Annotated in this window: 24 protein-coding genes; 15 read left to right on the forward strand and 9 right to left on the reverse strand. The window is 63.4% G+C overall.

The window, feature by feature from the left end:
• Positions 1-257: 257 nt before the first annotated feature.
• From tgt to B5G02_RS05205, 3 genes are all read left to right on the forward strand, one after another.
• A complete protein-coding gene (gene tgt / locus B5G02_RS05195; protein ID WP_094335434.1) occupies positions 258-1,397 on the forward strand; it encodes a tRNA guanosine(34) transglycosylase Tgt in 1,140 nt (379 codons plus the stop codon).
• 38 nt (positions 1,398-1,435) lie between these two features.
• Positions 1,436-2,230, forward strand: a complete 795-nt coding sequence (locus B5G02_RS05200; RefSeq protein WP_094335435.1) for a TIGR00730 family Rossman fold protein — start codon at positions 1,436-1,438, stop codon at positions 2,228-2,230.
• Positions 2,231-2,459: 229 nt separating this feature from the next.
• Positions 2,460-3,341 carry a TIGR02452 family protein gene (locus B5G02_RS05205; protein WP_232385486.1) on the forward strand — a complete coding sequence of 294 codons (882 nt, stop codon included), beginning with the start codon at positions 2,460-2,462 and terminating at the stop codon, positions 3,339-3,341.
• A 163-nt stretch (positions 3,342-3,504) separates the two neighbouring features.
• Here the strand turns inward: B5G02_RS05205 and B5G02_RS05210 are convergent, their stop codons facing one another.
• Entirely contained in the window at positions 3,505-4,095 is a 591-nt protein-coding gene (locus tag B5G02_RS05210) for an HdeD family acid-resistance protein (RefSeq protein WP_094335436.1), read from the reverse strand.
• A 228-nt stretch (positions 4,096-4,323) separates the two neighbouring features.
• On the opposite strand from B5G02_RS05210, the gene B5G02_RS05215 reads away from it, so the two are divergent.
• Positions 4,324-4,683, forward strand: coding sequence for a hypothetical protein (locus tag B5G02_RS05215; protein WP_019238914.1), 360 nt, complete (start codon positions 4,324-4,326; stop codon positions 4,681-4,683).
• A gap of 31 nt (positions 4,684-4,714) precedes the next feature.
• Here B5G02_RS05215 and thiD read toward each other — a convergent pair whose 3' ends face one another.
• Together thiD and thiC are read right to left on the reverse strand one after the other, a co-directional pair.
• Positions 4,715-5,530: a bifunctional hydroxymethylpyrimidine kinase/phosphomethylpyrimidine kinase gene (gene thiD / locus B5G02_RS05220; protein ID WP_019238913.1), complete on the reverse strand. Its 816-nt coding sequence runs from the start codon at positions 5,528-5,530 to the stop codon at positions 4,715-4,717.
• 361 nt (positions 5,531-5,891) lie between these two features.
• Positions 5,892-7,289, reverse strand: coding sequence for a phosphomethylpyrimidine synthase ThiC (gene thiC / locus B5G02_RS05225; protein ID WP_094335511.1), 1,398 nt, complete (start codon positions 7,287-7,289; stop codon positions 5,892-5,894).
• A gap of 311 nt (positions 7,290-7,600) precedes the next feature.
• Between thiC and B5G02_RS05230 the strand changes: the two genes are divergently transcribed.
• The 6 genes from B5G02_RS05230 to B5G02_RS05255 all read left to right on the forward strand — a co-directional run bounded on the left by B5G02_RS05230 (position 7,601) and on the right by B5G02_RS05255 (position 12,905).
• The gene (locus B5G02_RS05230) at positions 7,601-8,092 is read left to right on the forward strand and encodes a PTS sugar transporter subunit IIB (RefSeq protein WP_094335437.1); all 492 of its coding nucleotides are present in this window, start codon (positions 7,601-7,603) and stop codon (positions 8,090-8,092) included.
• Complete coding sequence (locus B5G02_RS05235; RefSeq protein ID WP_094335438.1) at positions 8,089-8,892, forward strand: PTS sugar transporter subunit IIC; 804 nt, start codon at positions 8,089-8,091, stop codon at positions 8,890-8,892. The genes B5G02_RS05230 and B5G02_RS05235 overlap by 4 nt, the downstream gene beginning before the upstream one ends.
• A 1-nt stretch (position 8,893) precedes the next feature.
• The gene (locus B5G02_RS05240) at positions 8,894-9,745 is read left to right on the forward strand and encodes a PTS system mannose/fructose/sorbose family transporter subunit IID (RefSeq protein WP_094335439.1); all 852 of its coding nucleotides are present in this window, start codon (positions 8,894-8,896) and stop codon (positions 9,743-9,745) included.
• A 9-nt stretch (positions 9,746-9,754) separates the two neighbouring features.
• Entirely contained in the window at positions 9,755-10,693 is a 939-nt protein-coding gene (locus B5G02_RS05245) for a hypothetical protein (protein ID WP_094335440.1), read from the forward strand.
• A 3-nt stretch (positions 10,694-10,696) separates the two neighbouring features.
• Entirely contained in the window at positions 10,697-11,920 is a 1,224-nt protein-coding gene (locus B5G02_RS05250; protein ID WP_094335441.1) for a hypothetical protein, read from the forward strand.
• Between the two features lie 154 nt (positions 11,921-12,074).
• Complete coding sequence (locus B5G02_RS05255) at positions 12,075-12,905, forward strand: MurR/RpiR family transcriptional regulator (protein WP_094335442.1); 831 nt, start codon at positions 12,075-12,077, stop codon at positions 12,903-12,905.
• A gap of 390 nt (positions 12,906-13,295) precedes the next feature.
• Here B5G02_RS05255 and B5G02_RS05260 read toward each other — a convergent pair whose 3' ends face one another.
• The 5 genes from B5G02_RS05260 to B5G02_RS05280 all read right to left on the reverse strand — a co-directional run bounded on the left by B5G02_RS05260 (position 13,296) and on the right by B5G02_RS05280 (position 15,197).
• Positions 13,296-13,493 carry a hypothetical protein gene (locus tag B5G02_RS05260; protein ID WP_094335443.1) on the reverse strand — a complete coding sequence of 66 codons (198 nt, stop codon included), beginning with the start codon at positions 13,491-13,493 and terminating at the stop codon, positions 13,296-13,298.
• Between the two features lie 387 nt (positions 13,494-13,880).
• On the reverse strand, positions 13,881-14,087 hold the full coding sequence (locus B5G02_RS05265) for a hypothetical protein (protein WP_094335444.1): 207 nt from the start codon (positions 14,085-14,087) through the stop codon (positions 13,881-13,883).
• Complete coding sequence (locus B5G02_RS05270) at positions 14,080-14,268, reverse strand: polymorphic toxin type 50 domain-containing protein (protein ID WP_241146176.1); 189 nt, start codon at positions 14,266-14,268, stop codon at positions 14,080-14,082. The genes B5G02_RS05265 and B5G02_RS05270 overlap by 8 nt, the downstream gene beginning before the upstream one ends.
• Before the next feature lie 124 nt (positions 14,269-14,392).
• Positions 14,393-14,794: a HepT-like ribonuclease domain-containing protein gene (locus tag B5G02_RS05275; RefSeq protein WP_094335445.1), complete on the reverse strand. Its 402-nt coding sequence runs from the start codon at positions 14,792-14,794 to the stop codon at positions 14,393-14,395.
• Positions 14,775-15,197 (reverse strand): nucleotidyltransferase family protein, encoded by a 423-nt coding sequence (locus tag B5G02_RS05280; protein WP_094335446.1) that lies wholly within the window; start codon positions 15,195-15,197, stop codon positions 14,775-14,777. The genes B5G02_RS05275 and B5G02_RS05280 overlap by 20 nt, the downstream gene beginning before the upstream one ends.
• A gap of 516 nt (positions 15,198-15,713) precedes the next feature.
• Here B5G02_RS05280 and B5G02_RS05285 point away from each other — a divergent pair.
• Both B5G02_RS05285 and B5G02_RS05290 read left to right on the forward strand, forming a co-directional pair.
• Complete coding sequence (locus B5G02_RS05285; protein WP_094335447.1) at positions 15,714-16,079, forward strand: YccF domain-containing protein; 366 nt, start codon at positions 15,714-15,716, stop codon at positions 16,077-16,079.
• Positions 16,080-16,259: 180 nt separating this feature from the next.
• Positions 16,260-17,177, forward strand: a complete 918-nt coding sequence (locus B5G02_RS05290; RefSeq protein ID WP_094335448.1) for a tyrosine-protein phosphatase — start codon at positions 16,260-16,262, stop codon at positions 17,175-17,177.
• Between the two features lie 206 nt (positions 17,178-17,383).
• On the opposite strand, the gene B5G02_RS05295 is transcribed toward B5G02_RS05290, so the two are convergent.
• A complete protein-coding gene (locus tag B5G02_RS05295; RefSeq protein ID WP_094335449.1) occupies positions 17,384-18,247 on the reverse strand; it encodes a YaaA family protein in 864 nt (287 codons plus the stop codon).
• Between the two features lie 302 nt (positions 18,248-18,549).
• On the opposite strand from B5G02_RS05295, the gene B5G02_RS05300 reads away from it, so the two are divergent.
• From B5G02_RS05300 to B5G02_RS05310, 3 genes are all read left to right on the forward strand, one after another.
• Positions 18,550-19,911, forward strand: coding sequence for an ABC transporter substrate-binding protein (locus B5G02_RS05300; protein ID WP_094335450.1), 1,362 nt, complete (start codon positions 18,550-18,552; stop codon positions 19,909-19,911).
• A gap of 105 nt (positions 19,912-20,016) precedes the next feature.
• Positions 20,017-20,859 (forward strand): carbohydrate ABC transporter permease, encoded by an 843-nt coding sequence (locus B5G02_RS05305; protein WP_094335451.1) that lies wholly within the window; start codon positions 20,017-20,019, stop codon positions 20,857-20,859.
• Positions 20,860-21,696, forward strand: a complete 837-nt coding sequence (locus B5G02_RS05310; protein ID WP_094335452.1) for a carbohydrate ABC transporter permease — start codon at positions 20,860-20,862, stop codon at positions 21,694-21,696.
• Positions 21,697-21,701 lie beyond the last annotated feature (5 nt).

Consider the following 21,701-nt stretch of genomic DNA (forward strand, 5'->3'; position numbering starts at 1 on the left):
CCGGCAAGGCCCGGGAGGGACCCTTCAAAGCATTCGGTATCCGGTTCTCAAGGTGCTGGTTCCGATAGATCCGGGAATGAGAAAAGCTAGCCTTCAGGTCTTGACTTCATATAGCTGGTCTCCCTTCGTCGCTGCACCCGCACGCGCCGCCGCGTCCGGCCCCGTATCTGGTTTTCCCAAGGGGCGTCCGCGGCCGCCGGCGCGCGCGTGGTACCCTAACACCCGGTACGAGATTACCACGCGAGGAACGGATGCCTATGGATCAGTCCCTGTTCACCTATGACATCATCGCTGAAGATCCGCGCACGCACGCGCGCGCGGGCGTGCTGCATACGCCGCATGGCGACATCGGGACCCCCATCTTCATGCCCGTGGGCACGCGCGCCACGGTGAAGGGCATCCCGTGGGAGACGGTGCGCGACCTGGGGGCGCAGATCGTGCTCTCGAACACCTACCACCTCGCCATGCGTCCCGGCGCGGACCTCATCGCCGAGCTGGGCGGCCTGCACGAGTTCATGAACTGGCACGGCCCCATCCTCACGGATTCCGGCGGCTTCCAGGTGTTCAGCCACTCGGATGCCGTGAAGCTCACGAACGAGGGCGTGCGCTTCATCGCCACGGACTACGACGGCAGCCATGTGTTCTGGACGCCCGAGGACAACATGGCCATCGCGCAGAAGCTCGGCAGCGACATCTGCATGCAGCTCGACCAGTGCATCGGCTACCCCGTGGAACGGCGCGACGTCGAGCGCTCGACCGACCTCTCGAGCCGCTGGGCGGAGCGCTGCTACAAGGCACACACCCGCCCCGACCAGGCGCTCTTCGGCATCGTGCAGGGCGGCATGCATATGGATCTGCGCGTGAAGAGCCTGCAGCGCCTCGAGGACATGGGCGATTTCCCCGGGTACGGCATCGGCGGCTACTCAGTGGGCGAGAGCCACGAGGTCATGTTCGAGACGCTCGAGCCGCTCGCGGCCGAGTACATGCCGCGCACCAAGCCGCGCTACCTCATGGGCGTGGGCAACCCCACCACGCTCGTGCGCGGCGTGGCCTGCGGCATCGACATGTTCGACTGCGTGCTGCCCACGCGCACCGGCCGCATGGGCACGGCGTTCTCGAGCGAGGGGCGGCTGAACTTCCGCAACGCCCGCTTCGCGCGCGACCCGCGGCCCGTCGACGAGCACTGCACCTGCCCGGTGTGCACGGGCGGCTACACCCGCGCGCACATCCGCCACATGGTGGCGCAGAAGGAGATGCTCGGCGGCATCCTGCTCTCGATGCACAACATCTACTACCTGCTCGACCTCATGCGCCGCGCGCGCCAGGCCATCATCGAGGGGCGCTACAAGGCGTTCGTGCGCGACTGGATGGATTCGCCCGCGGCGGCGGACTACTAGGGGCCTCCCGCGCCCATGCGGGAGGAAGGAGGACGGCGATGAGCGACGATACCGTGCGCGGGCACTGCCCGGTCGATGGCATCCCCGATGACGAGCGGGGCTACGAGGGCGAGCGCGCGCACCAGCGCGGACCCGTGATCATGCGCGGGTCCATGATGCCGAGCGACACCGTGATGGGCAACCTCCTCGCACCCGAGGCGTCCACCGACTGGCTGCACATGGATCCCTGGCGCGTCCTGCGCATCCAGGCGGAGTTCGTGGACGGCTTCGGGGCGCTCGCCGAGGTGGGGCCGGCGGTCGTGGTGTTCGGCTCGGCGCGCACCCCGCGCGATGACGCGCGCTACGCCCAAGCGCGCGAGGTGGGGCGCCGCCTGGCGCAGGCGGGCGTGGCGACCATCACGGGCGGCGGCCCGGGCATCATGGAGGCGGCGAACCGCGGCGCGGCGGAATGCGGCGGCACCTCGGTGGGGCTCGGGATCGAGCTTCCCTACGAGGACGGGCTCAACAGGTGGGTCAACCTGGGGATGTCGTTTCGCTACTTCTTCGTGCGCAAGACGATGTTCGTGAAGTACTCCCAGGGCGCCATCGTGTTCCCCGGCGGCTTCGGAACGCTCGACGAGCTGTTCGAGCTGCTCACGCTCGTGCAGACGCATAAGGTCACGCGCACGCCGGTCGTGCTTATGGACCGCGCGTACTGGAGCGGGCTCTTCAGCTGGATCGAAGGGACGCTGCGTGCGGAGAACATGATCTCCGAGCTCGACCCCGAGCTCGTCCACATCACCGACGACGTGTCCGAGGCGGTTGCCATCGCCACGAGCGCCATCGGGGCGTAGGCGGCGCTACCCGGGGCGCGTCGGCACCCGGTTGCGCGCTCGCGATCCCGTGCGCTCAAGGCCGTGCGCCGCGCGCGGTTTGCGGGTATCCTTAAAGGGTGTTTGGCCGGCTTCAGACGCTGAAGGTGATGACATGGAGCGCAGGAACGATCGCCGCGCGCGCGGCGGGCAGGGAAACGGCGGAAACCGCGGGGGCGGTCGCGAGAACCCGCGGCGCGAGGCGCGGCGAGTGGCTGCTGAGCAGCATACGGACGAGGTCGCCACGCGGCTCGCGAAGGATATCGCCCGCTCGCTCGAGGGCGTGGTGCGCTACGAGGGCGCGCCGAAGACCGAGGTCGCCGAGGCCTGCGTCCCTGCGGTGACGGTCGAGGCGACCGACGCCGTCGCGGCTATCCTCGAGCACGGCCGCGGGTACGCCCAGTTCTGCGATCTCGCCGTGCTCGACTTCGCCTCGTTCGTGAACCCGGGCGGCGGCTACATCCGCGGCGGGCTCGCGCAGGAAGAGGCGCTCTGCACCGAGTCGTACCTGTACAACGTCCTCAACGAGCAGCGCGATTGGTACGGGGAGAACCGCCGTCGCAACATCAACTGCGAGCTGTACCGCGACCGTGCGCTCATGGTGCCCGCCGTGCGCTTTGAGCGCGGCAAGATGCACGCGTACGCGGACGTCATCGTGGCGGCGGCGCCCAATGCCCAGCGTGCCCGCGCGGACTACCATGTGGCCGAGGACACGCTCGCGGCCGCCATGCGCGACCGCATCCGCTTCGTCCTCTCGATCATCGACGCGCTCGGTAGGGAGAAGGCCGTGCTCGGCGCGTACGGCTGCGGCGTCTTCGGCTGGGATGCCGAGCAGGTCGCCGAGCTCTTCCGCGAGGAGCTCGCGAGCGGCGTCCACGGCGTGAAGGAGGTCGTGTTCGCTATTCCGCGCACGCGCTACGACGACAACCTCGCGAAGTTCGAGCACGCGTTTAGCGCGTTCCCCGAGGCGCCCGCCACGTCCTATGCCGAGGCCGCGCGCGAGGCCGCGGCTCGTGCTGCCGCCGAGGAGTCGGCGCGCGAGGCGCAGGCGGACGACGACGAGGACGAGGACGACTGGCGCAAGTACCTGTAAGCGCACCCGCCTGGGACGGGCGGCGCTTGCCACCGAGTCATGGGTCTTGGCCGTCGCGCTCGCAACCGGCATGAAAAAGCGACCGGAGCGGGATGACGGGCATCTCGCTCCGGTCGCTTCGGTTACGCGGGTTTGGTGACGGGCACGCGCCGCGCGGGCTGGATCAGCGCTCGATGCGCTTGATCATCACGCCCTCGACGATGAGGGTCGCGCCCGCCACGATGAGGTAGGCGGCGATGAGGTAGGTGAGCACCACGCCCGTGAAGAGCGGCGTGAACGCGAGGATGACGCCGAGGATGATGTTCACGATGCCCATGACCGTGCCGGCGGACGACCCCTCAAGCTCGTAGTAGCGCATGCTGTGCGCGAAGGAGAGGCGCTCGATGCCGGTCATGATGAGCAGGAAGGCCAGCAAGAGGCCGAGCGTGGTGGCGGTGAACACCGTCGGCAGCGCCAGGAACAGCACGCCGAGCAGGGCGTTCAGGATGCCTGCCGCGAGCGTGGCGCCGTTGCGGAAGAACGCGGGCGTCTGAACGTAGCCGATGATGTCGGATACGCCGCGGATGATGAGCACGGCGGCGATGAAGCCCTGGATGAAGGCATACATGCCCAGCGGCGCGGCGGCGCTCGCGATGCCCAAGATGACGAGCAGGACGCCCAAGACGATCATCCAGATCTTCGCGCTGCCGATCCTGCGATTCCATAGGTTTACATATTCGTTCACGTAATCGTGATCCGGATCGAAGTGCTGCATGACTCCTCCTAACGAAAAAGCCTCCCATCCGTGAGTCGGTCGGGAGGCACGTTGTTACTACTCTTCTACCCGGATTACCGGCCGATAATCAAGAATGCTGTTCGTTTAGTCGCAAATAGCGATATGAGCATGCATACTGCCACATTTCACCGCGGCGTGCTGGCCGCGTGCTGGCCGCCTGCCGATCGGCGGTAGAATGGGGCGACGGGCCGGGAAGGGAGCTTCGCGATGCATATCTATATCAACCGCTTGAGCGCGCGCGAGCGCTCGCAGCTCCTCGAGCGCCGCTTCACGCACGAAGAGCTCGCCGAGCTCCATGCGGCGCTGCTGCGCGGTCAGCGAGCGCGCCGTCGCACCCTGCGCATCCTCGCCGTCGCGGTGCCCCTCGGGTGCCTGGCGCTCATCGGGCTCATGGTCTCGCGGGCAGGCTTGACGCCAGCCGTCCTCATCGCCGGCGTCGCCGTGCTCCTCATGGTCGCGCTCGCGCTCGCGGCGGCGTGGTTCGCGGCCATCGGTCTCTACGCGCGCCAGTTCAACGATGCGATCGACGAGGGATATCCCGAGCTCCTGGGCCGTCTGCACCTCTGATGATAAAATGGTGTCAGTCACCTTTTTATCATCAGATCTGCCACATGTGATCGACCGGGCCGGAGCCGTGCCCGAGGTCGAGCCCCGCGGCGAGTGCGCCGGTGAGGTATTCCTTAGCCTGGTTGATGGCATCGGGGAGCGTCCTGCCCTGGGCGAGGCCGCAGGCGATGGCCGAGGACAGCGTGCAGCCCGTGCCGTGGGTGTTTTCCGTCTCGACGCGCGTGTGGCGGAACCACGTGATGCGCGGCTCGTCGTCGGCGTTCGCCACGGGCTCTGCCAGCACGTCGTTGGCGTCGTTGACGTTGTGGCCGCCCTTCACGAGGGCGGCGCAGCCGAAGCGGCGGACGAGGTCTTGGGCGATGAGCGCCTGGTGGCGGCTCGATTCGATGGCGCGCCCGGCGAGCGCCTCCGCCTCCATGATGTTCGGCGTGATGACGGTGGCGATGGGCAACAGGCGCGCGGTGAGCGCCTCGATTGCGCCCTCGTCGATGAGGCGCGCGCCGGACGTCGCGACCATCACGGGGTCGACGATGATGTTCCGCGCACCCCAGTGCTCGAGGCGCTCGGCGATGGTCTCGATGATGGCGGCGGAGGACACCATGCCGATCTTCACCGCCGCCGGCGGGATGTCCTCGAACACGGCGTCGATCTCCTGGGCGACGAACTCCGGCGTGGCCTCGAGCACCGCGCGCACACCCGTCGTGTTCTGCGCGGTGAGCGCCGTGATGGCGGTCTCGGCGAAGAGGTGGTGCGCCGCGATGGTCTTGATGTCCGCCTGGATGCCCGCGCCGCCGCTCGAGTCCGACCCAGCGATAGACAGCACGGCGGGGATGGTCTTTACCTGCATAAACAATAACCTCGCTTCCAAAGCGTGGGGATGATCTGCCGCCCCGCCCCCTCACCGTATCATCCCGTGCTCAAACAGCGCTGCGCGAACTGCGCGCGGAACGATACGGTGAGGGGGCGGGGCGACATCACCTGCTCTCGTACCCATTTCAAGCAGGTTGACCATCCAAAACAAAGAATGGTTGCAACCCTTCCATCTCTCCGCACCTTGGGTGATCGGTGGGAGCGGCACCGCGCTCGACCTGGCCGCGGAGAGGGGTGATGCTGTGGGGGCCGGGTCGGCAATACCGTCCCGCGCGCAGTTCGCGCAGCGCTGTCTGAGCACGGGATGGTATGGCCGACCCGGCCCCCGCCTGGCGCCGTTACTCCGCGTCCAGGTCGATCGTGGTGCCCTCGAACACCTTGTTCACCGTGCGTACCGCGCACATCTTGCCGCACATGGTGCACGTGCCCTCGGTGGATGCGGGCGATGCCTCGTAGCGGGCGCGGGCGGTATCGGCGTCGAGCGCGTAGTTCCACATCTCGTCCCACGCGAGGCGGCGGCGCGCGTCGCCCATGCGGTCGTCCACGTCGCGCGCATGCGGCACGCCCTTGGCGATGTCGGCCGCGTGCGCGGCGATCTTCGTGGCAATGAGGCCCTCGCGCACGTCGTCGGCGTCGGGCAGGCAGAGGTGCTCGGCCGGCGTCACGTAGCACAGGAAGTCCGCGCCGGCGCTCGCGGAGATGGCGCCGCCGATGGCCGCGGTGATGTGGTCGTAGCCCACGCCGATATCCGTGACGAGGGGCCCGAGCACGTAGTAGGGCGCGCCATGGCACAGGCGCTTCTCGAGCTCCACGTTGGCGGCGATCTCGTTGATGGCCATATGGCCGGGGCCTTCGATCATCACCTGCACGCCGGCGTCCCAGGCACGCTTCGCGAGCTTGCCGAGCTCGATCATCTCAGCGGTCTCGACGGCGTCGTTCGCGTCGAAGAGGCAGCCCGGGCGGCACGAATCGCCGAGGGAGATCGTCACGTCGTACTCGTGGCAGATCTTCAGGATCTCGTCGTAGTACTCGTAGAAGGGGTTCTCGTTGCCCGTGACCTCCATCCAGCCGAAGAGGAGCGACCCGCCGCGGCTCACGATGTTCATGAGGCGGCCGGTCTCCTTGAAGGTCTTGACGACGCTCTTGTTGATGCCGCAATGGATGGTGAGGAAGTCCACGCCGTCCTCTGCGTGGGCGCGCGTGACCTCCAGTAGGTCGTCGACGGTGAGCTTCACGAGGGGTTTCTCCATGTAGCCGATCGCGTCGTACATGGGCACGGTGCCCACCATGAGCGGGGTCTTCTTCACGAGCTCCTGGCGGAAGAAGCGCGTCTTGCCGGAGTTCGAGAGGTCCATGATGGCGTCGGCGCCCAGGCGCTCGGCCGTGGCGACCTTCTCCCATTCCACATCGGCGTCCGCGACGTCGCCCGAGATGCCCAGGTTCACGTTGACCTTCGTGGAGAGGCCCGCGCCCACGCCCGCGGGCTTGAGGCCGGCCGCGAGGTGCCGCACGTTGGCCGGGATGGCGATGCGCCCGGCGGCGACGCCCGCGCGGATGAACTCCGGGTCACGGTGCTCGCGCTCGGCGACGGCGCGCATGGCCGGCGTGATGACGCCCGCGCGCGCGAAGTCGATCTGCGTGATGCACGGGCTGCCGTCCGGGCGGGTGGGGGTGCCGGCGGCCTGTGCGGTCGCGGTGTCGGCGTTGTTTGTGGCTGGGTTCTGCGGTGCATCCATGATGCGGCTCCCTTCGTTGGCATTACCCATGTCAGGTTCTGCGGGTCGGGGCGGGCGCGCCCCCTCTCAGCCTGCCGTTTCCCGCAAGCTCCCCGATATGTCCCCGCTCGCGGGGCGATGCGCCGCGCAAGCGTTGGCGACATTATACGCGGGTGGGGGGGAGGCGACCAACCTCCGCACCTACCGATAAACCGAATAATTCAACCGTTCAGAAAAAAACTTGAATTATTTGACTTATTGGCAGGAAACTATGGCATGATAGCGTCGAAGGCCTTCGCATCAACAATCCTGATAGATTGAGAGGTGGGTTGATGATCGTCCATTATCGCATTGACAGCAGGGTCGTGCATGGTCAGACGACCACGAAAATCACCAAGGAGCATCCGGTCGATGGCGTGATTATCGTCGACGATGAGATCGCCGGCGATACGTTCATGCAGACGGTATTCAAAAGCGCGCTCGGTTCGACGCGTCTGCTTGCGTTCACGGAAGAGCGAGCACTGGTGAAACTTCCCGAAGCCGAGCAGTCGAAGAAGCGCTATCTCGTCGTGTTCAAGACCACGCGCGCTGCACGCGATCTCGTTGAGCAGGGCTATGCGTTCAGCGGTGTGCTCAACGTGGGGCCGCAACCCAATGTTCCCGGGGCGACGCTCATAGAGAAGATGCTGTATCTCACGCCCGAGCAGATCGAGGACTTGAATGTCCTTGAATCGCACGGGACCGATCTCATCATCAATCCGGCATTTACCACGCCGAACCTCACGTGGGCAAATGCCAAGTCGAAAGCGGGTGTGCATTCATGACATACTTCATCCAGGTACTACTCGTCGCGATTCTGTATTACCTGACCGATACGTTCGCTTCGTTTGGCGGCATGGTGTTTGGCCGCTATACCTGCCAGCGTCCCTTGGTGGGCGGCCTGCTCGTGGGACTGATTTTCGGTGACCTTCAAAAGGGCCTTGAGCTGGGGGTTGCATTCCAGCTTGCATATATGGGCGCTTTTGCCGTGGGCGGCGCCGTGACCATCGACGTCGGCGTCGTGTCGTACCCCATCATGGCGCTCTCCATCATCAACGGCCTTGATACCGGTACTGCGCTCGCGCTTGCCGCGCCCGTTTCGGTGCTCACCGCAAACCTCGTGCATGTGATGCGCGCGTTCAACACGTTCTGCACCAGCATCGTGCACAAAGGGATTGAACAGACCAACTATCGAACCATCTTCATGGGCAACGTGGTTCTTCCCCAGCTGTTCCTTATCGCGAAGAACTTCTTCGTTGTGTTCATCCTTCTCTATCTGGGCGCCGATGCCGTCAATGGGCTTTTGGCCGTCATTCCCGAGAACGTGCTCCACGCCCTTGGCCTGCTGGGAAACACGCTTCCCGCTGTCGGTATGGCGATTCTGCTCAAGTTCAACATCTCCGGTAACTGGATGTTCATCTTCTTCGTGCTCGGTTTCATGATGATGTCCGTCATGGGCATGAGCTTCATTGCGATCGGTATCGTTGCCGCTGCGATCGCGTTCTTCTACTACCTCATTGAAAAGAACGATCAACCCCAGGTCGCAGCCGCTTCTGCGGCTGCTGACGATGATGAGGAGCTGTAACATGAGCGATCAGATCATCCAGGAGACGACCTCTAAGCACGCGGAGCCGCTTTCGAAGAAGGAACTCAACGCGCTGTTCTGGCGTTATCAGCTGCAGTACCTGTACTGCTGCAACCTTGAGAACTGGCATGGCAATTGCTATGCGTACGACATGATTCCCCTGTACAAGAAATACTATGACGCTGAGGGCCAGAAGCAGGGCATGCTTCGCGTGATCGACTTCATCAACACGGAGCAGACCACGGCGAGCGTGCTGTGGGGCATCCTCGTGGGTATGGAGGAGCAGAAGGCACTCGGCGCGGATGTGGGCGACGACATGATCCGTACGGTGAAGTCCTCGCTCATGGGGCCGCTTGCCGGCATCGGCGACAGCCTCATCCAGGCGACGGTGCTTCCGCTGCTCACGACCATCGCCATCTCGCTCACGGGAACCGGCCCGTATAGCCCGCTCGGCGTGATCGCGTTTATCGTGGCGACGCCCATCCTGCTGTGGGTCTATGCACGCTTCCTGTTCAACAAGGGCTATGAGCTTGGCAAGGACGCCATCACCATGCTCATGGGTTCGGCAATCGAGAAGATCAAAGTTGCGGTGCAGCTCTTCGGCATCGTGATCATTGGCGCGCTCTCGGCGAGCTACGTGAAGCTCACCACGCCGCTTTCGTTCGCCGCTTCCGCCGATGCCGACCCTGTTGTGGTGCAAGAGGTCATCGACGGCGTGTTCCCGAACATCTTGAGCTTGCTGCTCGTCGTGGGCTGCTGGTACCTGGTCTCCAAGAAGGGCGTATCGGTTACCAAGATGATCTTCGGTCTCATGGCAGCCGTCCTCGTGCTCGGCCTCGCGGGAATTCTGTAAGGGGGTCTCATGAAGCGGATATACCATATCGAGCCCATGTATAAATCGTTCATCTGGGCAGGGCGGAAGCTCATAGACCGTTTCGGCATCGATACCGACCTGCCCAATGTGGGGACTATCTATTGCGTCATCGCGCTGCCCGGCGAGCTGGATAACATCGTGCGAGAGACCGGCGAGCCCCTCTCGGCGTTCTATGCGTCGAATCGTGAGCTTTTCGCCTGCTCTGACGAGGTCTTCCCCGTGCGCATGACCATCACCTGCAACGAGGGCTTCCAGTCCTATCAGCTCCACCCCGACGATGCCTATGCGCTTGCGCACGAAGGATGTCGTGGAAAGGTGTCGGGTGCGGTGACGCTTGATGACGAGGGGCATGTCGGTACCTGGCTTTTCGGTCACAAGGTCGCTTCGCTCGAGGAGTTCAAGGATTGCGTGGAGCGGCGCGACTGGAATCGTCTGTTCGACACCCTTACGGTGCACGACGGTGATTTCGTCCACACGCCGGCAGGCGTCATCCATGGCGGGAACGGTGCAGGCGCGGTCTCGGCGACGTTCGGGACGAACGGGGACATCACGTATCGGTTCTTCGACAATGATCGCGACGATCCTACCCGTCCGCTTGCCCTTGACGATGTCTATGCCTGCGTGCACTTCCCGGAGGTTCCGTTCCGCGCGGAGCCACCGCATCCGGTGCAGGTACCGGGCATGAAGCTCATCACCTACCACGATGTGGACGGCGAGTACGTCGCCCTGCGCATGAAGGTTGAAGGGGAAACGTCGTTTGGATACGACTCGTTTCTGTTCATCACCTGCGTGGCGGGCGCGGGCAGCGTCGGTGGCACGCCGATCGGCTTGGGGGAGACGCTGCTCGTTCCAGCTGGCTTCGGTTCGTTCGAGCTGCAGGGTGACATGGACTGCATCGCGATCTCCTACCATGCGAAGGAGGCGTGACCCATGGAGCCGGAACGCGTGGTGATCGTGGGCGCGGGCCAGACCGGACGCGGCATGTTCGGTGCCCTCTTCTATAAGGAGGGCTGCTACGAGCTGACCTTTGCCGACACCGATGCAGCGCTCGTGCGCGGCTTGCGCGAGCAGGGGCATTACACGGTCGAGGAGAAGGATCTGCTTACGGGCTCCGTCGAACACGTGCGCGTGGACGGATTCTCGTGCGTGGACGTGGCTGATCGCGACGCCTACCTCGATGCGCTGGCTCGGGCGACGTACATCGCGGTGGCGGTGTTTCCCAAGTCGTTCGATGACGTTGCCCGCGATCTTGCCGAAATGGTGCGCGTCCGGAAGGCGCGCGGTGTGGAAGATGTGGCAGCCGTCATACTGGGCGGGAACTTCGTGGGGCTCCACGAGTATTTCCAGCGCGCTATCGAGGCGCAGCTCAACGAGGACGAGCGTGCGTACGCCCGCACGTACGTGGCGCTTGCCACCTCGAAAGCGAATCGGAAGGTGGTTCATGCGGGCACGGGGGCGGAGCGGTTCGCGCTCACCGGCGACAACAAGTCCGTGCTACCCGTGGAGGATTGCCTGCCCTTTGAGGCGGGGCATCGCCTTCCCTCGTTCTTCCACATCGATCCGGATGTCGAGCTCAGCATGATCGAGAAGATCTGGAGCGAGAACCTCATCCATTGCTCGCTGGGATTCATGGGCGCGTGCGCCGGATACACGACGGTCAACGAGGCGATCGAGGACGCGCGCATCGGCGCCCTTGCGCTCTATGCGTGGTTTGAAGGCAGGCGCGCGCTTGAAGCGGCGTACGGTATTCCCGTGCCGGACGAGGCTGCCATCAAGACCATGATGGAGAAATTCGACACGCCCTATTTCCACGACCGTATCGCGCGAATCGTTCGACAGCCGATTCGCAAGCTCAAGAAAGGCGATCGATTCCTGGGTCCGGCTTTGCTCTGCATCGAGCAAGGTATCACCCCGTATTTCATCTTGCGCGCAGCAGCACATGGCTTCTGCTACGAAGACGCCGCTGAGCCGCAATCGGTGGAGATGGCGCGCCTGGTGCGCGAGCTCGGTATCGATGAGGCGGTGCGCGCGGTGACCGAACTCAACCCGTGCGAGCCCCGCGAGCGGTTGGCGCTCGAGATGCTCGCGGACGCGGTGCGTGAGGTTTCGTGTCCGCGCCGGGTGCCCGAGGTGTTCTCTCGGGTGCTGGGATAGGATGCCGCGAAGGCGCCCCGCGCGTAGCGTGCACGGGGCGCCTTCATATCCGGTAGAACGTTATTCATCTGCGCCAGCCGATTGTATTTCGTGTACGGAGCCCGATTCAGATATAGTGGAGCCATCACGTTCCCACCCCTCAGCGAGGCACACGATGTTCTCAACTAAAGTAAACAGTCTCTACACCAAGCTCACGATGACCGAGAAAAAGATCGCGGACTACCTCATCATCAACGGTGCTGATGTGGGCGGAATGACCTCATATGATCTCGCGGAGCGTTTGGGAATCGGGCAAGCGACCGTAGTCCGCTTCTCAAAGAAGCTCGGGTATCGCATGTTTGGCGAGATGATCGATGATGCGAAGAATTCGGTGGGGGAGTCTACCTCGGAAATCATCGAATCGGATACGCCTTCTGACATCTTGGAAAAGCTGGAAAAGCGTACATGCGACATCATCCAGTCCATTCGCCAGAGCAATGACGCGGAGTGTTTCGCGCGTGCTGCCAAGTTGATCGACGGCGCGCGCAACATCGTTTGCTACGGATATACGACGAGCAATCTTTTCGCGTCGTACCTTTGCGAGCTGCTTATCGAGATCGGCAAGGGAGCATTGTGCGAAAGCAATGCCATTCTTACCAAGCGACGCGTGTTCCAGCTCGATTCCGAACGAGATGTGGTCATCATCGTGTCGAAGTCCGGCGAGAAGTCGGAATCGGTCGGCATCGCGGAATATGCGAAAAGCCGCGGAATTCCCGTCATCGCGATATCGAACGCCGGGAAGAGCCCGCTCGTCGAGATTGCGGATGTGCACATCAAGGTGCTCGAGATCAGCGATCGCTCTGTTCCGTCCGCTTCGATGGGGACGGATGCCGGGGTCATTTATGCGGCCGAGGTGCTCGCTGCATGCGTGTTCCAGTGCAACCAGAAGGTGTATCGCCGGCAGTACGGTAACAACATCGTCGCCGCGTTCTCGGAGCGAAAATAGGGTTTGGACGGGGCTGGATAACGCGGGGCGGGCTTCTGTTTTGCTGAAGCCGACTACTTGGGTTGCCCTGTAGCTGGACTTGATCGTGACGCAGTAGGAGAGGCTCCGATTCCGCACAGGGACGCGGCCTTCCCTATATGCCCTTGCGAGGTTTGGGGCATTGGCATTCTATCTGGTAATCAGACCTCCATCGTCGAACGGAGCCCTCCTCTGCCATCTCCTTCTCCTTTCCTAGGTTGGTCTGCGCCCTTCCCCGGGCGAGATAGGCGGGCCTTTTGCTCATGTCCGGGTGATAGGGAGAAGCTATCGATGGTGTCGCTCGGAGCCTCGGCATGAAAAAGCCGCCCGGAGGCGACTTGTCGTGGCATGCTTGGGCGTTTTGGAGCCAGGTCAGATGAACTCGACTTCCTCACCCGTGAAGTCGTGCTCGCCGCCGATGGCGATGACATCCCTTCCTGCGTCCATAACCATGAACGGCTTGAACTCGACGCCCCCCACGGTCATCTTGTGCCAGTCTGTCAGCGGGATGTTCTCGGTCAGTTTGAGGATGGTCATGTTGCGAACCGTCCAGCTGTTCTTAACCTTCAACTATTCCCGCCCCCTTCAGTTCCTGCAGGTAGCCCTCGAGCGCCTTCTTGGTCTGCTCGGTCTCGCTCTCAAGGATTGTATACCGCTTGGCCATGCTTATCAGGCACAGCTGCGCATCCCATTCTGTTTTGGAGCAGCGGCATTCTGGCTGGTAATCAAACGGAAAGGCCAGCCATAGTTGACGCTAGTGGGAGGGAGATCGCGGGCAATCGTAGGGTGGGATGCGGTCGTGGCCGTAAACCTGGAAACGGGCAGAACCATATCGGCATGTCGGGCAGGGAGGTGGGAGAGGAGAAAGTTTGGCGCTGACCGAGGGGCAGAGTGATTAACTGAATCGGTTCGGCCTCACGACAGGCTTGGGGATTGGCGAAAGTCGGCCTTGTTGTCTCACGCTTCCTCGATGCTCGCGATCTCATTCATCTCGATGCACGTGATCGGGTACTTCCAGCCGGTGATGTCGATGCTCTCCGGCTCGTCGGGGTCGTCTGCCTCGGTGGTCTTGCCGTAGAACCTTCCGCGCACTACCTCCCCGTCGGTGCAGGTTATCTTGACCTCCTTGCCGAACAGGTGCTCTATGTCGGCTACCCTAAGCATCTTCCATCTCCTCATATACCTCGAACGGCACGATGTGCGTTTCGCGCTTCGAGTAGTGGATCTTGAATCCCCTGGTCAAGGCTTCGGATCTGTCCTTGTTGACAATATACCCGACAGTCCGATTCGCGCAGCGCACGTCCCGCCCGTTCCAAGAGTTATCGCGCCGTGCCCTTTCTGGCATACCGTGGACTATTCTGGAACAGCGGAATTTTGCTTGCAATCAAACCGATCGAGTGCGTATATCGCATGCAGCCGAGTGCACGAACGGATTGTGGCCTACTGGCGAACAGCTACGAGGCCGTTCCTTACAAGGCGCTGTTCCCATCGCGCGCGTCATCGGCATCGTAGGCGGCGAGAAAGCTCTGGGTCATCGCCTGGAGGGGTTCGAGGTCGTTCTCGATGACGCTCCATGCAACCTCGCGGTTAAGGTTGAAGTACTCGTGCGCGAAGCGGTTTCTCATGCCGCGGATCTGCGTCCAGGGGATGTCGGGGTAGCTGCTCTGCGTTTCGAACGACAGGTTGGACGCCTCTTCTAGGATGCGGTACATGTCTATGAAAAGCAGGTCCGCCAGCGCTTCCTCTTCGAACGTCTCGGGGGAGAGCACGGTGCGTTCATCGAGGTGAAACGCTTCGAGGCGTCGGTGGAGGTCGTCGATGAGCCGATCGATCTCTTTGACTCTTAGCACGTCATTGGGCATCGCGGTCATAGATGAGCACCTTATCCCTCTCTATCTCCGATTTGAGGATGCCGTCGCGGTAGTTCCAATGCCCGTCGACGACGAGGTCGATTCGCCCGCCTGTAGCAGTTTCGAGGAGCTCGATCGTCTCTAGGTATTGACGAGCGGGCGCAGGGTGGTCGAGGTCGAGCACGGCAAAGAAGTCAAAGTCGCTTGACGCAGTATCGGCTCCGCGGGCGCGCGACCCGAACAGGTAGAGCTGCTTGATCGCGGGGTTTTTCGCGCACGCAGCCCGGAGGCGCGGAAGCGCTTGCATCGTCCCCTCCGACAACGCGGGCTGGGGCACCCTTTCGGCCATATCGATCGCGGCCGCATTCATCATGCCCTTGGCACCTCCGATCCGCATGCGAGGCATATCGGTCGTCTCAACCATTCTATCATCGGCGCGCCCTCGCGCCGGCACGCTCTCGGGCGAGGTTTGGGTAGTGGATGCGTGGTCGGCAGTTCTCTTGGCTGCGAGGAAAAGGGCGGATGCGTATCGCTCGGCTGGCGGTTACAGCTATATCGTTCGGGCTTTTCATCGGAAAAGGAAAGCAGCCGCCTTCGGATAACCGACAGCGGCCACTCTCCACGCTGAAAACGTGACGAAAAGGAGCGGCCGAACCGGTGACGCGGTGGCCGTCAACTTTGCATAATAGCACAGAAAGGGGTAAACCGCCCCCGACGCATCGCCTTGCAGTGACGACGATCCAGCGGCGGAGCCTGCGCAGCCACCGCAGCGAATACGAAACCGTGATAACGGGAACCCCTCTAGTGAATTGATCCTGAAAAAGCCATCGGCATCCCAACGGGCGAGGGGGCATGTGCCTGGAACCGTCGCAAAATCCACGCGTCTGATACAAGCATTCGGCGGCGCACGCTCGGCGGCGCCCCATCGATAGGAGGAACGATGTCGCTCATAGCCAACATCATCTGGATCATCTTCGGCGGGCTCGCCACCGCGGTCGCGTGGTGCTTCGCCGGCTGCATCCTCTGCATCACGGTCATCGGCATCCCGCTTGGGCTGCAGGCGTTCAAGATGGCCCGGCTCACGCTCGCTCCGTTCGGCGTGGACATCGCCTACGGGGGAGGCGCGGCGTCGACCATCGCCAACGTCGTGTGGCTCGTGCTGTGCGGCGCGTGGATGGCGCTCGCGTACCTCATCCTCGGCTGCCTGTACTGCATCACCATCATCGGCATCCCCATCGGCCTCCAGCTCTTCAAGATGGCGCAGCTCTCGCTCCTGCCGTTCGGCGCTGAGGTCATCCCGCGGTAGGTCGCGCTGCGCCCGCCGCGCCGCTCGCCCGAGTCACCCGCCCGTGCTGTGCTCCGGCCGCGCCCGCACCGTCGTCGCCCCGCGGTCGTTCCGTGTACTTACCGTTGCTTGATGCGTTTCGCGCAGCGTGATGGCACAATGGTTCGTCGGAAGAACGACGTGAGGACGAAGGAGAGCGCCATGGCAATCGCCGAAGAGCTGTATCCGCAGGAGGGGAGCATCGCCGGGGCGGCCCCGGGCGGCATCCCGGAGGTCGAGGAGCGCATCGCGCGCCGCATCGCTTTCTTCGAGGAGCATGCGCCCATCGAGGTCGAGGTTCCCGCGGCGATGGGCCCGGCGGGGCGCGAGACCTACGGTTGGATCGATTTCGGCCACCTGCCGAACACGCGCGACCTGGGCGGTTTGGCAGCTGCCGAGGGCTCGCGGGTGAAGCCCAAGCTGCTGCTGCGCTCCGGCGCGCTCGGCTTCGGCAGCGACGCCGACCTCAACCGCCTGCGCGACGAGTACCACCTGGGGCTCGTCGTCGACCTGCGCAACGTCGAGGAGCTCATCGAGATCCCCGACCCCATGGACGCCTTCCCGGGCGCACGCTACGTGCACGCCGACATCCTCGCGCGCAGCGCCGAGGGCATCACGCAGGAGAAGGCGACGCGCGAGAAGATCGCGCGCGAGCGGCGCGAGTTCGAGCGCTCCATGCGCGACGACACCGACGACAGCATGGAGGTCATGTACCGCTACCTGCTCATGAGCGCGTCGGGCATGCTCGGCTACCGCGCGCTTCTGCGCTCGATCATCGAGTTCCCCGAGGGCGCGGCGCTGTGGCACTGCTCCGTGGGACGCGACCGCTGCGGCCTCGCCTCGGCGCTCATGGAGACGGTGCTCGGCGTGGACTGGGAGGACATCGAGGCGGATTACCTCGCGACGAACATCTTCGCGACGAACGAGCAGTCCTTCAGCTACCCGGCCGTCATCCGCGCGCTGCGCGCCGCCCGCGACGCCGCGACCGAGCGCTACGGCAGCCTCATGGGCTACATCAACGAGGCGCTCGAGGTCACGCCGGCCGAGGTCGAGCTGCTGCGCGAGCGCTATCTGGCGTAATCGGGGGCTTGCGGGCTCCGCTTGAGGCCTCAAAGGCGCCTGCGGGGCACGTTCGAGCGTCGAAACCGAACGGAATGGGCGAGTACCCGAGTAGACCGCCTCAAGGGGTCAACAAAACCTCAGGTGGCAGGAGGTCGGGTCAACCCGCTACTCGGCCTCATGCCAATTCCATTCGGATTCGACGCTCGAACTTGTTCCGGGCGCGCTCACGCCGCGCTGTCGTTGCGTATAAAGGTGAGCGTCCGCTCCGTCGCGCCCGTCTTGAGCCTGCGTTCTCGGTCGAATTCGGGGGCGTGGCGGTAGCCGACGTCGAACTGAGCGAGGTCGCGGGCATGCTCGATGCGCTGCTCCGCCATCCAGCGCACCATGGAGCCGCGGGCGATCTTGCTCGCCGTGGCGCGCTGCACGGGCTTGCCGCCACGCAGCTCCTCGCCGAAGATGCAGGTGATGACCTGCGTGGTGGATGCCGTGTGAGGGAGCACCGCCTTGGCGTACTCGACGCTCGCGAGGTTCACGATGACGGCGGGCTCGAACGCTGTGTCAGCGCATCCTGTCGCGTCGCCCTCGATCACACGCGCGATGCGGTCGCCCCAAAACGCATAGAGGTCGCGCGCCCCTTCTACCGCGAGCTTCGCGCCCATCTCGAGGCGGTAGGGCTCGACGGCGTCGAACGGCCGGACGCAGCCATAGAAGCCCGAAAGGATCCAGAGGTGCTCCTCGAGCCATGCGAGGGCATCCAGGTCGAGCACCTCGGGCGCGAGGCTCTGGTACTGGATGCCGATGTACGAGAACGCGGCGGGCGAGACCGCGCGCGCGATGCCCGGCTCCTCGAGCTGCGCCGCATCCCTGACGGGCACGAACGCGTGCAGGCGTTCGACGTTCTGGGCGAGGAGCTTGTCGTTCACGCGCCAGAGCTCCTTGAGGCCGTCTGTGCCGTGCGCGCGCTCGATGGCGAGCAATGCCTGGTACAGGCGCTCCGTCGCGTCGGGGAAGGGCGGGATGCCGCGCGGCGAGAACGAGTCGCGCGCGACGCGCATCTGTTTGGCGGGGGAGATGATGACGTGCAGCATGGCGCCCTCTCAAGCCGAGACGATGTACCAGGTAACAGTACCCCAGGGGCACCCTTGCATGACGCGATGTAAAAATACCCCTGGGGTTATTTTACATACCCAATGACTCATCCCGGCGGGATGGAACTGTTTCCATGGCAGCGACCGCTCGCCGAATGGTGAACGGTGAGCGGTGACACGTCTTCCGCGAACGGTATTTTTGGAAACGTTTCATTCCATTGTTTTCCAAGCATGGAATAATGGAACCAGAAGAAATTGGAAACGTTTCCAATTTCGGATGACAACGTGAGGAGGAAGTCATCATGCTTAATCGTCGTCAATTCATTACGGCGGGGCTCGGTGCTACGGCGGGTGTTGCTGCCGTCGCGGCGACTGGCTGCTCGGGCGGCTCCAACGAGAACGCTTCCGGTAGCGGCTCCGACAAGGCGTCCGGTAAGGTCTACTACCTCAACTTCAAGCCTGAGCAGGATGTGCAGTGGCAGGAGCTCGCCACGATCTACACCGAGGAGACCGGCGTGCCCGTGACCGTCCTCACCGCTGCCTCCGGCCAGTACGAGACCACGCTCAAGTCCGAGATGGCCAAGACCGATGCCCCCACGCTCTTCCAGGTCAACGGACCGGTCGGCCTGGCTAACTGGGTCGATTACTGCTACGACCTCGATGACACGGACATCATGGGCCAGCTCACCAAGGAGGACTACGCCCTGAAGGGCGATGACGACAAGACGAAGGGCATCGCCTACGTCATCGAGTCCTACGGCCTCATCTACAACAAGGACCTGCTCGAGCAGGCCGGCTATAGCGCGGACGACATCAAGAACTTCGAAGACCTCAAGAAGGTCGCCGAGGACATCACCTCCCGCAAGGACGAGCTCGGCTTCAGCGCGTTCGGCTCCGCCGGCATGGACTCCAGCTCCGACTGGCGCTTCAAGACCCACCTGGCGAACCTGCCCATCTACTATGAGTACAAGGCCGACGGCATCGATACCACCGACGCCATCAAGGGCACCTACCTGCCGCAGTACCGCCAGATCTGGGACCTCTACATCAACAACGCCACCTGCGAGCCCACGCTTCTCTCCACGAAGACCGCCGACGACGCCACCGCCGAGTTCAACACCGGCCAGTGCGTGTTCTATCAGAACGGCACGTGGGAGTACGCGAACATCGTCACCGACGGGAGCAACGTCACCGATGACAACATCGGCCTGCTGCCCATCTACATCGGCGTCGAGGGCGAAGAGGACCAGGGCATCTGCACGGGCTCCGAGAACTACTGGTGCGTGAACAAGAACGCCTCCGAGGAGGACATCCAGGCGACGCTCGACTTCATCAACTGGTGCGTCACGTCCGACACCGGTGTCCAGGCAATGTGCGGCGCCGACGGCGCCATGCCGTCCGGCGAGGCCGGCATGGGCTTCGTGATCCCGTTCGAGAAGAACCTGCCCTCCGATAACGTGCTGAACCAGCTCGCCGACGAGATCAACGCCGACAAGACCCCGGTGAAGTGGTGCTTCTCCACCATGCCGTCCGAGGAGTGGAAGAACGGCGTGGGCTCCGCGCTCACCACGTACGCCGCCGACCAGTCCGACAGCAACTGGGAGGCCGTGCAGTCCGCGTTCGTCCAGGGTTGGGCTGACGAGGCCGCTGCCTCCAAGGCGTAAACGCGCATCGTCCGGTGGGGCGCGGCCCCGCTAGGCACCTGAACTTTCGGCCGGCGGGCGGGGCCAACCCGCTCGTCGGCCTCGTTGTTTGCAAAGGAGGTCAACGTGGAGAAAACGATCAAGAAATACTGGCCGATCTTCCTGGTGCCCACGCTCGCGGCATTCGTCATCGGCTTCATCGTGCCGTTCATCATGGGCGTGTGGCTGTCGTTCTGCGACTTCACCACCGTCACCGACGCGGAGTTCATCGGGCTCGATAACTATATCCGAGCGTTCGATGACACCATGTTCCAGCACTCTTTCTGGTTCACGGCGCTCTTCGCGATCGTCTCGCTTCTGGTGATCAACGTCATCGCGTTCGCGCTGGCGCTCGCGCTCACCCAGAAGATGCGCGGGACGAACCTGTTCCGCACCATCTTCTTCATGCCGAACCTCATCGGCGGCATCGTGCTCGGCTACATCTGGCAGCTCATCTTCAACGGCATCCTCGCCCAGTACAGCCAGGCCATCAACCTGAACGAGTGGTACGGCTTCGCCGGCCTCGTCATCCTGGTCTCGTGGCAGCAGATCGGCTACATGATGATCATCTACATCGCCGGGCTCCAGTCCATCCCCACCGATGTGCTCGAGGCGGCCGAGGTCGACGGCGCGGGCCCGTGGCAGCGCCTGAAGAGCGTCATCATCCCCATGATGATGCCCTCGATCACCATCTGCACGTTCCTGTCCATCACCAACGGCTTCAAGCTGTTCGACCAGAACCTCTCGCTCACGGCCGGCGAGCCCTCGAAGCTCTCCGAGCTCCTGGCGCTCAACATCTACAACACCTTCTACGGCCGCGTGGGCTGGGAGGGCGTCGGCCAGGCCAAGGCCGTGATCTTCTGCCTCGTGGTCGTGGCGATCGGCCTCATCCAGCTGCGCGTTACGCGCTCGAGGGAGGTGCAGCAGTAAATGAAGCGGAAGAAGATCTTGAGCACGATCGGCACGGTGTTCTTCACCATCCTGTGCTTCATCTGGGTGCTGCCCGTGCTCATCGTCCTCATGGATTCGTTCAAGAGCCGCACGTTCATCAGCCTCGAGCCGTTCGCGTTCCCCACGGACCAGACGTTCGTGGGACTTGAGAACTACGTGCAGGCCATCGATTACTACGGCTTCCTCGACGCCGTGGGCTGGACGGTGTTCATCACCGTGGGCTCGGTGTTCGTGATCCTGCTGTGCTGCTCGATGTGCGCCTGGTTCATCACGCGCGTGGCGAACCGCTTCACGCGCGGCGTGTACCTGCTGTGCGTGCTCTCCATGGTCGTGCCCTTCCAGATGGTCATGTTCACGCTCTCGCTCGTGGCCGACCGCCTGGGCCTCTCCACGCCTTGGGGCATCATCATCGTGTACCTGGGCTTCGGCGCGGGTCTCGCGGTCTTCATGTTCTGCGGCTTCGTGAAGTCCATCCCCATCGAGATCGAGGAGGCGGCGCTCATCGACGGGTGCTCGCCCATCCGCACGTTCTTCAGCGTGGTGCTCCCCATCATGAAGCCCACCTACATCTCGGTGGGCATCCTGCAGACCATGTGGATCTGGAACGACTTCCTGCTGCCCTACCTGGTGCTCGACACCACGAAGTACAAGACGATCTCCATCGTGGTCCAGTTCATGAAGGGGTCGTACGGCCGCGTGGACATGGGCGCCATCATGGCGGCGCTCATCATGGCGGTCATCCCCGTCGTGATCTTCTACCTGCTGTGCCAGAAGCACATCATCAAGGGCGTCGCCGCGGGCGCCGTCAAGGGCTAGGCGCA

The organism is [Collinsella] massiliensis (assembly GCF_002161605.1).
GTDB lineage: Bacteria > Actinomycetota > Coriobacteriia > Coriobacteriales > Coriobacteriaceae > Enorma.

Excerpts from the sequence above, each read along its gene's own strand:
- B5G02_RS05295 (WP_094335449.1), bottom strand. The coding sequence starts at position 18,247 with ATGCTGCACGTCATCATCTCCCCCGCCAAACAGATGCGCGTCGCGCGC.
- B5G02_RS05275 (WP_094335445.1), bottom strand. The coding sequence starts at position 14,794 with ATGACCGCGATGCCCAATGACGTGCTAAGAGTCAAAGAGATCGATCGG.
- B5G02_RS05235 (WP_094335438.1), top strand. The coding sequence starts at position 8,089 with ATGACATACTTCATCCAGGTACTACTCGTCGCGATTCTGTATTACCTG.
- B5G02_RS05285 (WP_094335447.1), top strand. The coding sequence starts at position 15,714 with ATGTCGCTCATAGCCAACATCATCTGGATCATCTTCGGCGGGCTCGCC.
- thiD (WP_019238913.1), bottom strand. The coding sequence starts at position 5,530 with ATGCAGGTAAAGACCATCCCCGCCGTGCTGTCTATCGCTGGGTCGGAC.
- B5G02_RS05245 (WP_094335440.1), top strand. The coding sequence starts at position 9,755 with ATGAAGCGGATATACCATATCGAGCCCATGTATAAATCGTTCATCTGG.
- B5G02_RS05265 (WP_094335444.1), bottom strand. The coding sequence starts at position 14,087 with ATGCTTAGGGTAGCCGACATAGAGCACCTGTTCGGCAAGGAGGTCAAG.
- B5G02_RS05280 (WP_094335446.1), bottom strand. The coding sequence starts at position 15,197 with ATGGTTGAGACGACCGATATGCCTCGCATGCGGATCGGAGGTGCCAAG.
- B5G02_RS05270 (WP_241146176.1), bottom strand. The coding sequence starts at position 14,268 with ATGCCAGAAAGGGCACGGCGCGATAACTCTTGGAACGGGCGGGACGTG.
- B5G02_RS05290 (WP_094335448.1), top strand. The coding sequence starts at position 16,260 with ATGGCAATCGCCGAAGAGCTGTATCCGCAGGAGGGGAGCATCGCCGGG.
- B5G02_RS05200 (WP_094335435.1), top strand. The coding sequence starts at position 1,436 with ATGAGCGACGATACCGTGCGCGGGCACTGCCCGGTCGATGGCATCCCC.
- B5G02_RS05215 (WP_019238914.1), top strand. The coding sequence starts at position 4,324 with ATGCATATCTATATCAACCGCTTGAGCGCGCGCGAGCGCTCGCAGCTC.
- B5G02_RS05230 (WP_094335437.1), top strand. The coding sequence starts at position 7,601 with ATGATCGTCCATTATCGCATTGACAGCAGGGTCGTGCATGGTCAGACG.
- thiC (WP_094335511.1), bottom strand. The coding sequence starts at position 7,289 with ATGGATGCACCGCAGAACCCAGCCACAAACAACGCCGACACCGCGACC.
- B5G02_RS05250 (WP_094335441.1), top strand. The coding sequence starts at position 10,697 with ATGGAGCCGGAACGCGTGGTGATCGTGGGCGCGGGCCAGACCGGACGC.
- tgt (WP_094335434.1), top strand. The coding sequence starts at position 258 with ATGGATCAGTCCCTGTTCACCTATGACATCATCGCTGAAGATCCGCGC.
- B5G02_RS05310 (WP_094335452.1), top strand. The coding sequence starts at position 20,860 with ATGAAGCGGAAGAAGATCTTGAGCACGATCGGCACGGTGTTCTTCACC.
- B5G02_RS05300 (WP_094335450.1), top strand. The coding sequence starts at position 18,550 with ATGCTTAATCGTCGTCAATTCATTACGGCGGGGCTCGGTGCTACGGCG.
- B5G02_RS05240 (WP_094335439.1), top strand. The coding sequence starts at position 8,894 with ATGAGCGATCAGATCATCCAGGAGACGACCTCTAAGCACGCGGAGCCG.
- B5G02_RS05210 (WP_094335436.1), bottom strand. The coding sequence starts at position 4,095 with ATGCAGCACTTCGATCCGGATCACGATTACGTGAACGAATATGTAAAC.
- B5G02_RS05255 (WP_094335442.1), top strand. The coding sequence starts at position 12,075 with ATGTTCTCAACTAAAGTAAACAGTCTCTACACCAAGCTCACGATGACC.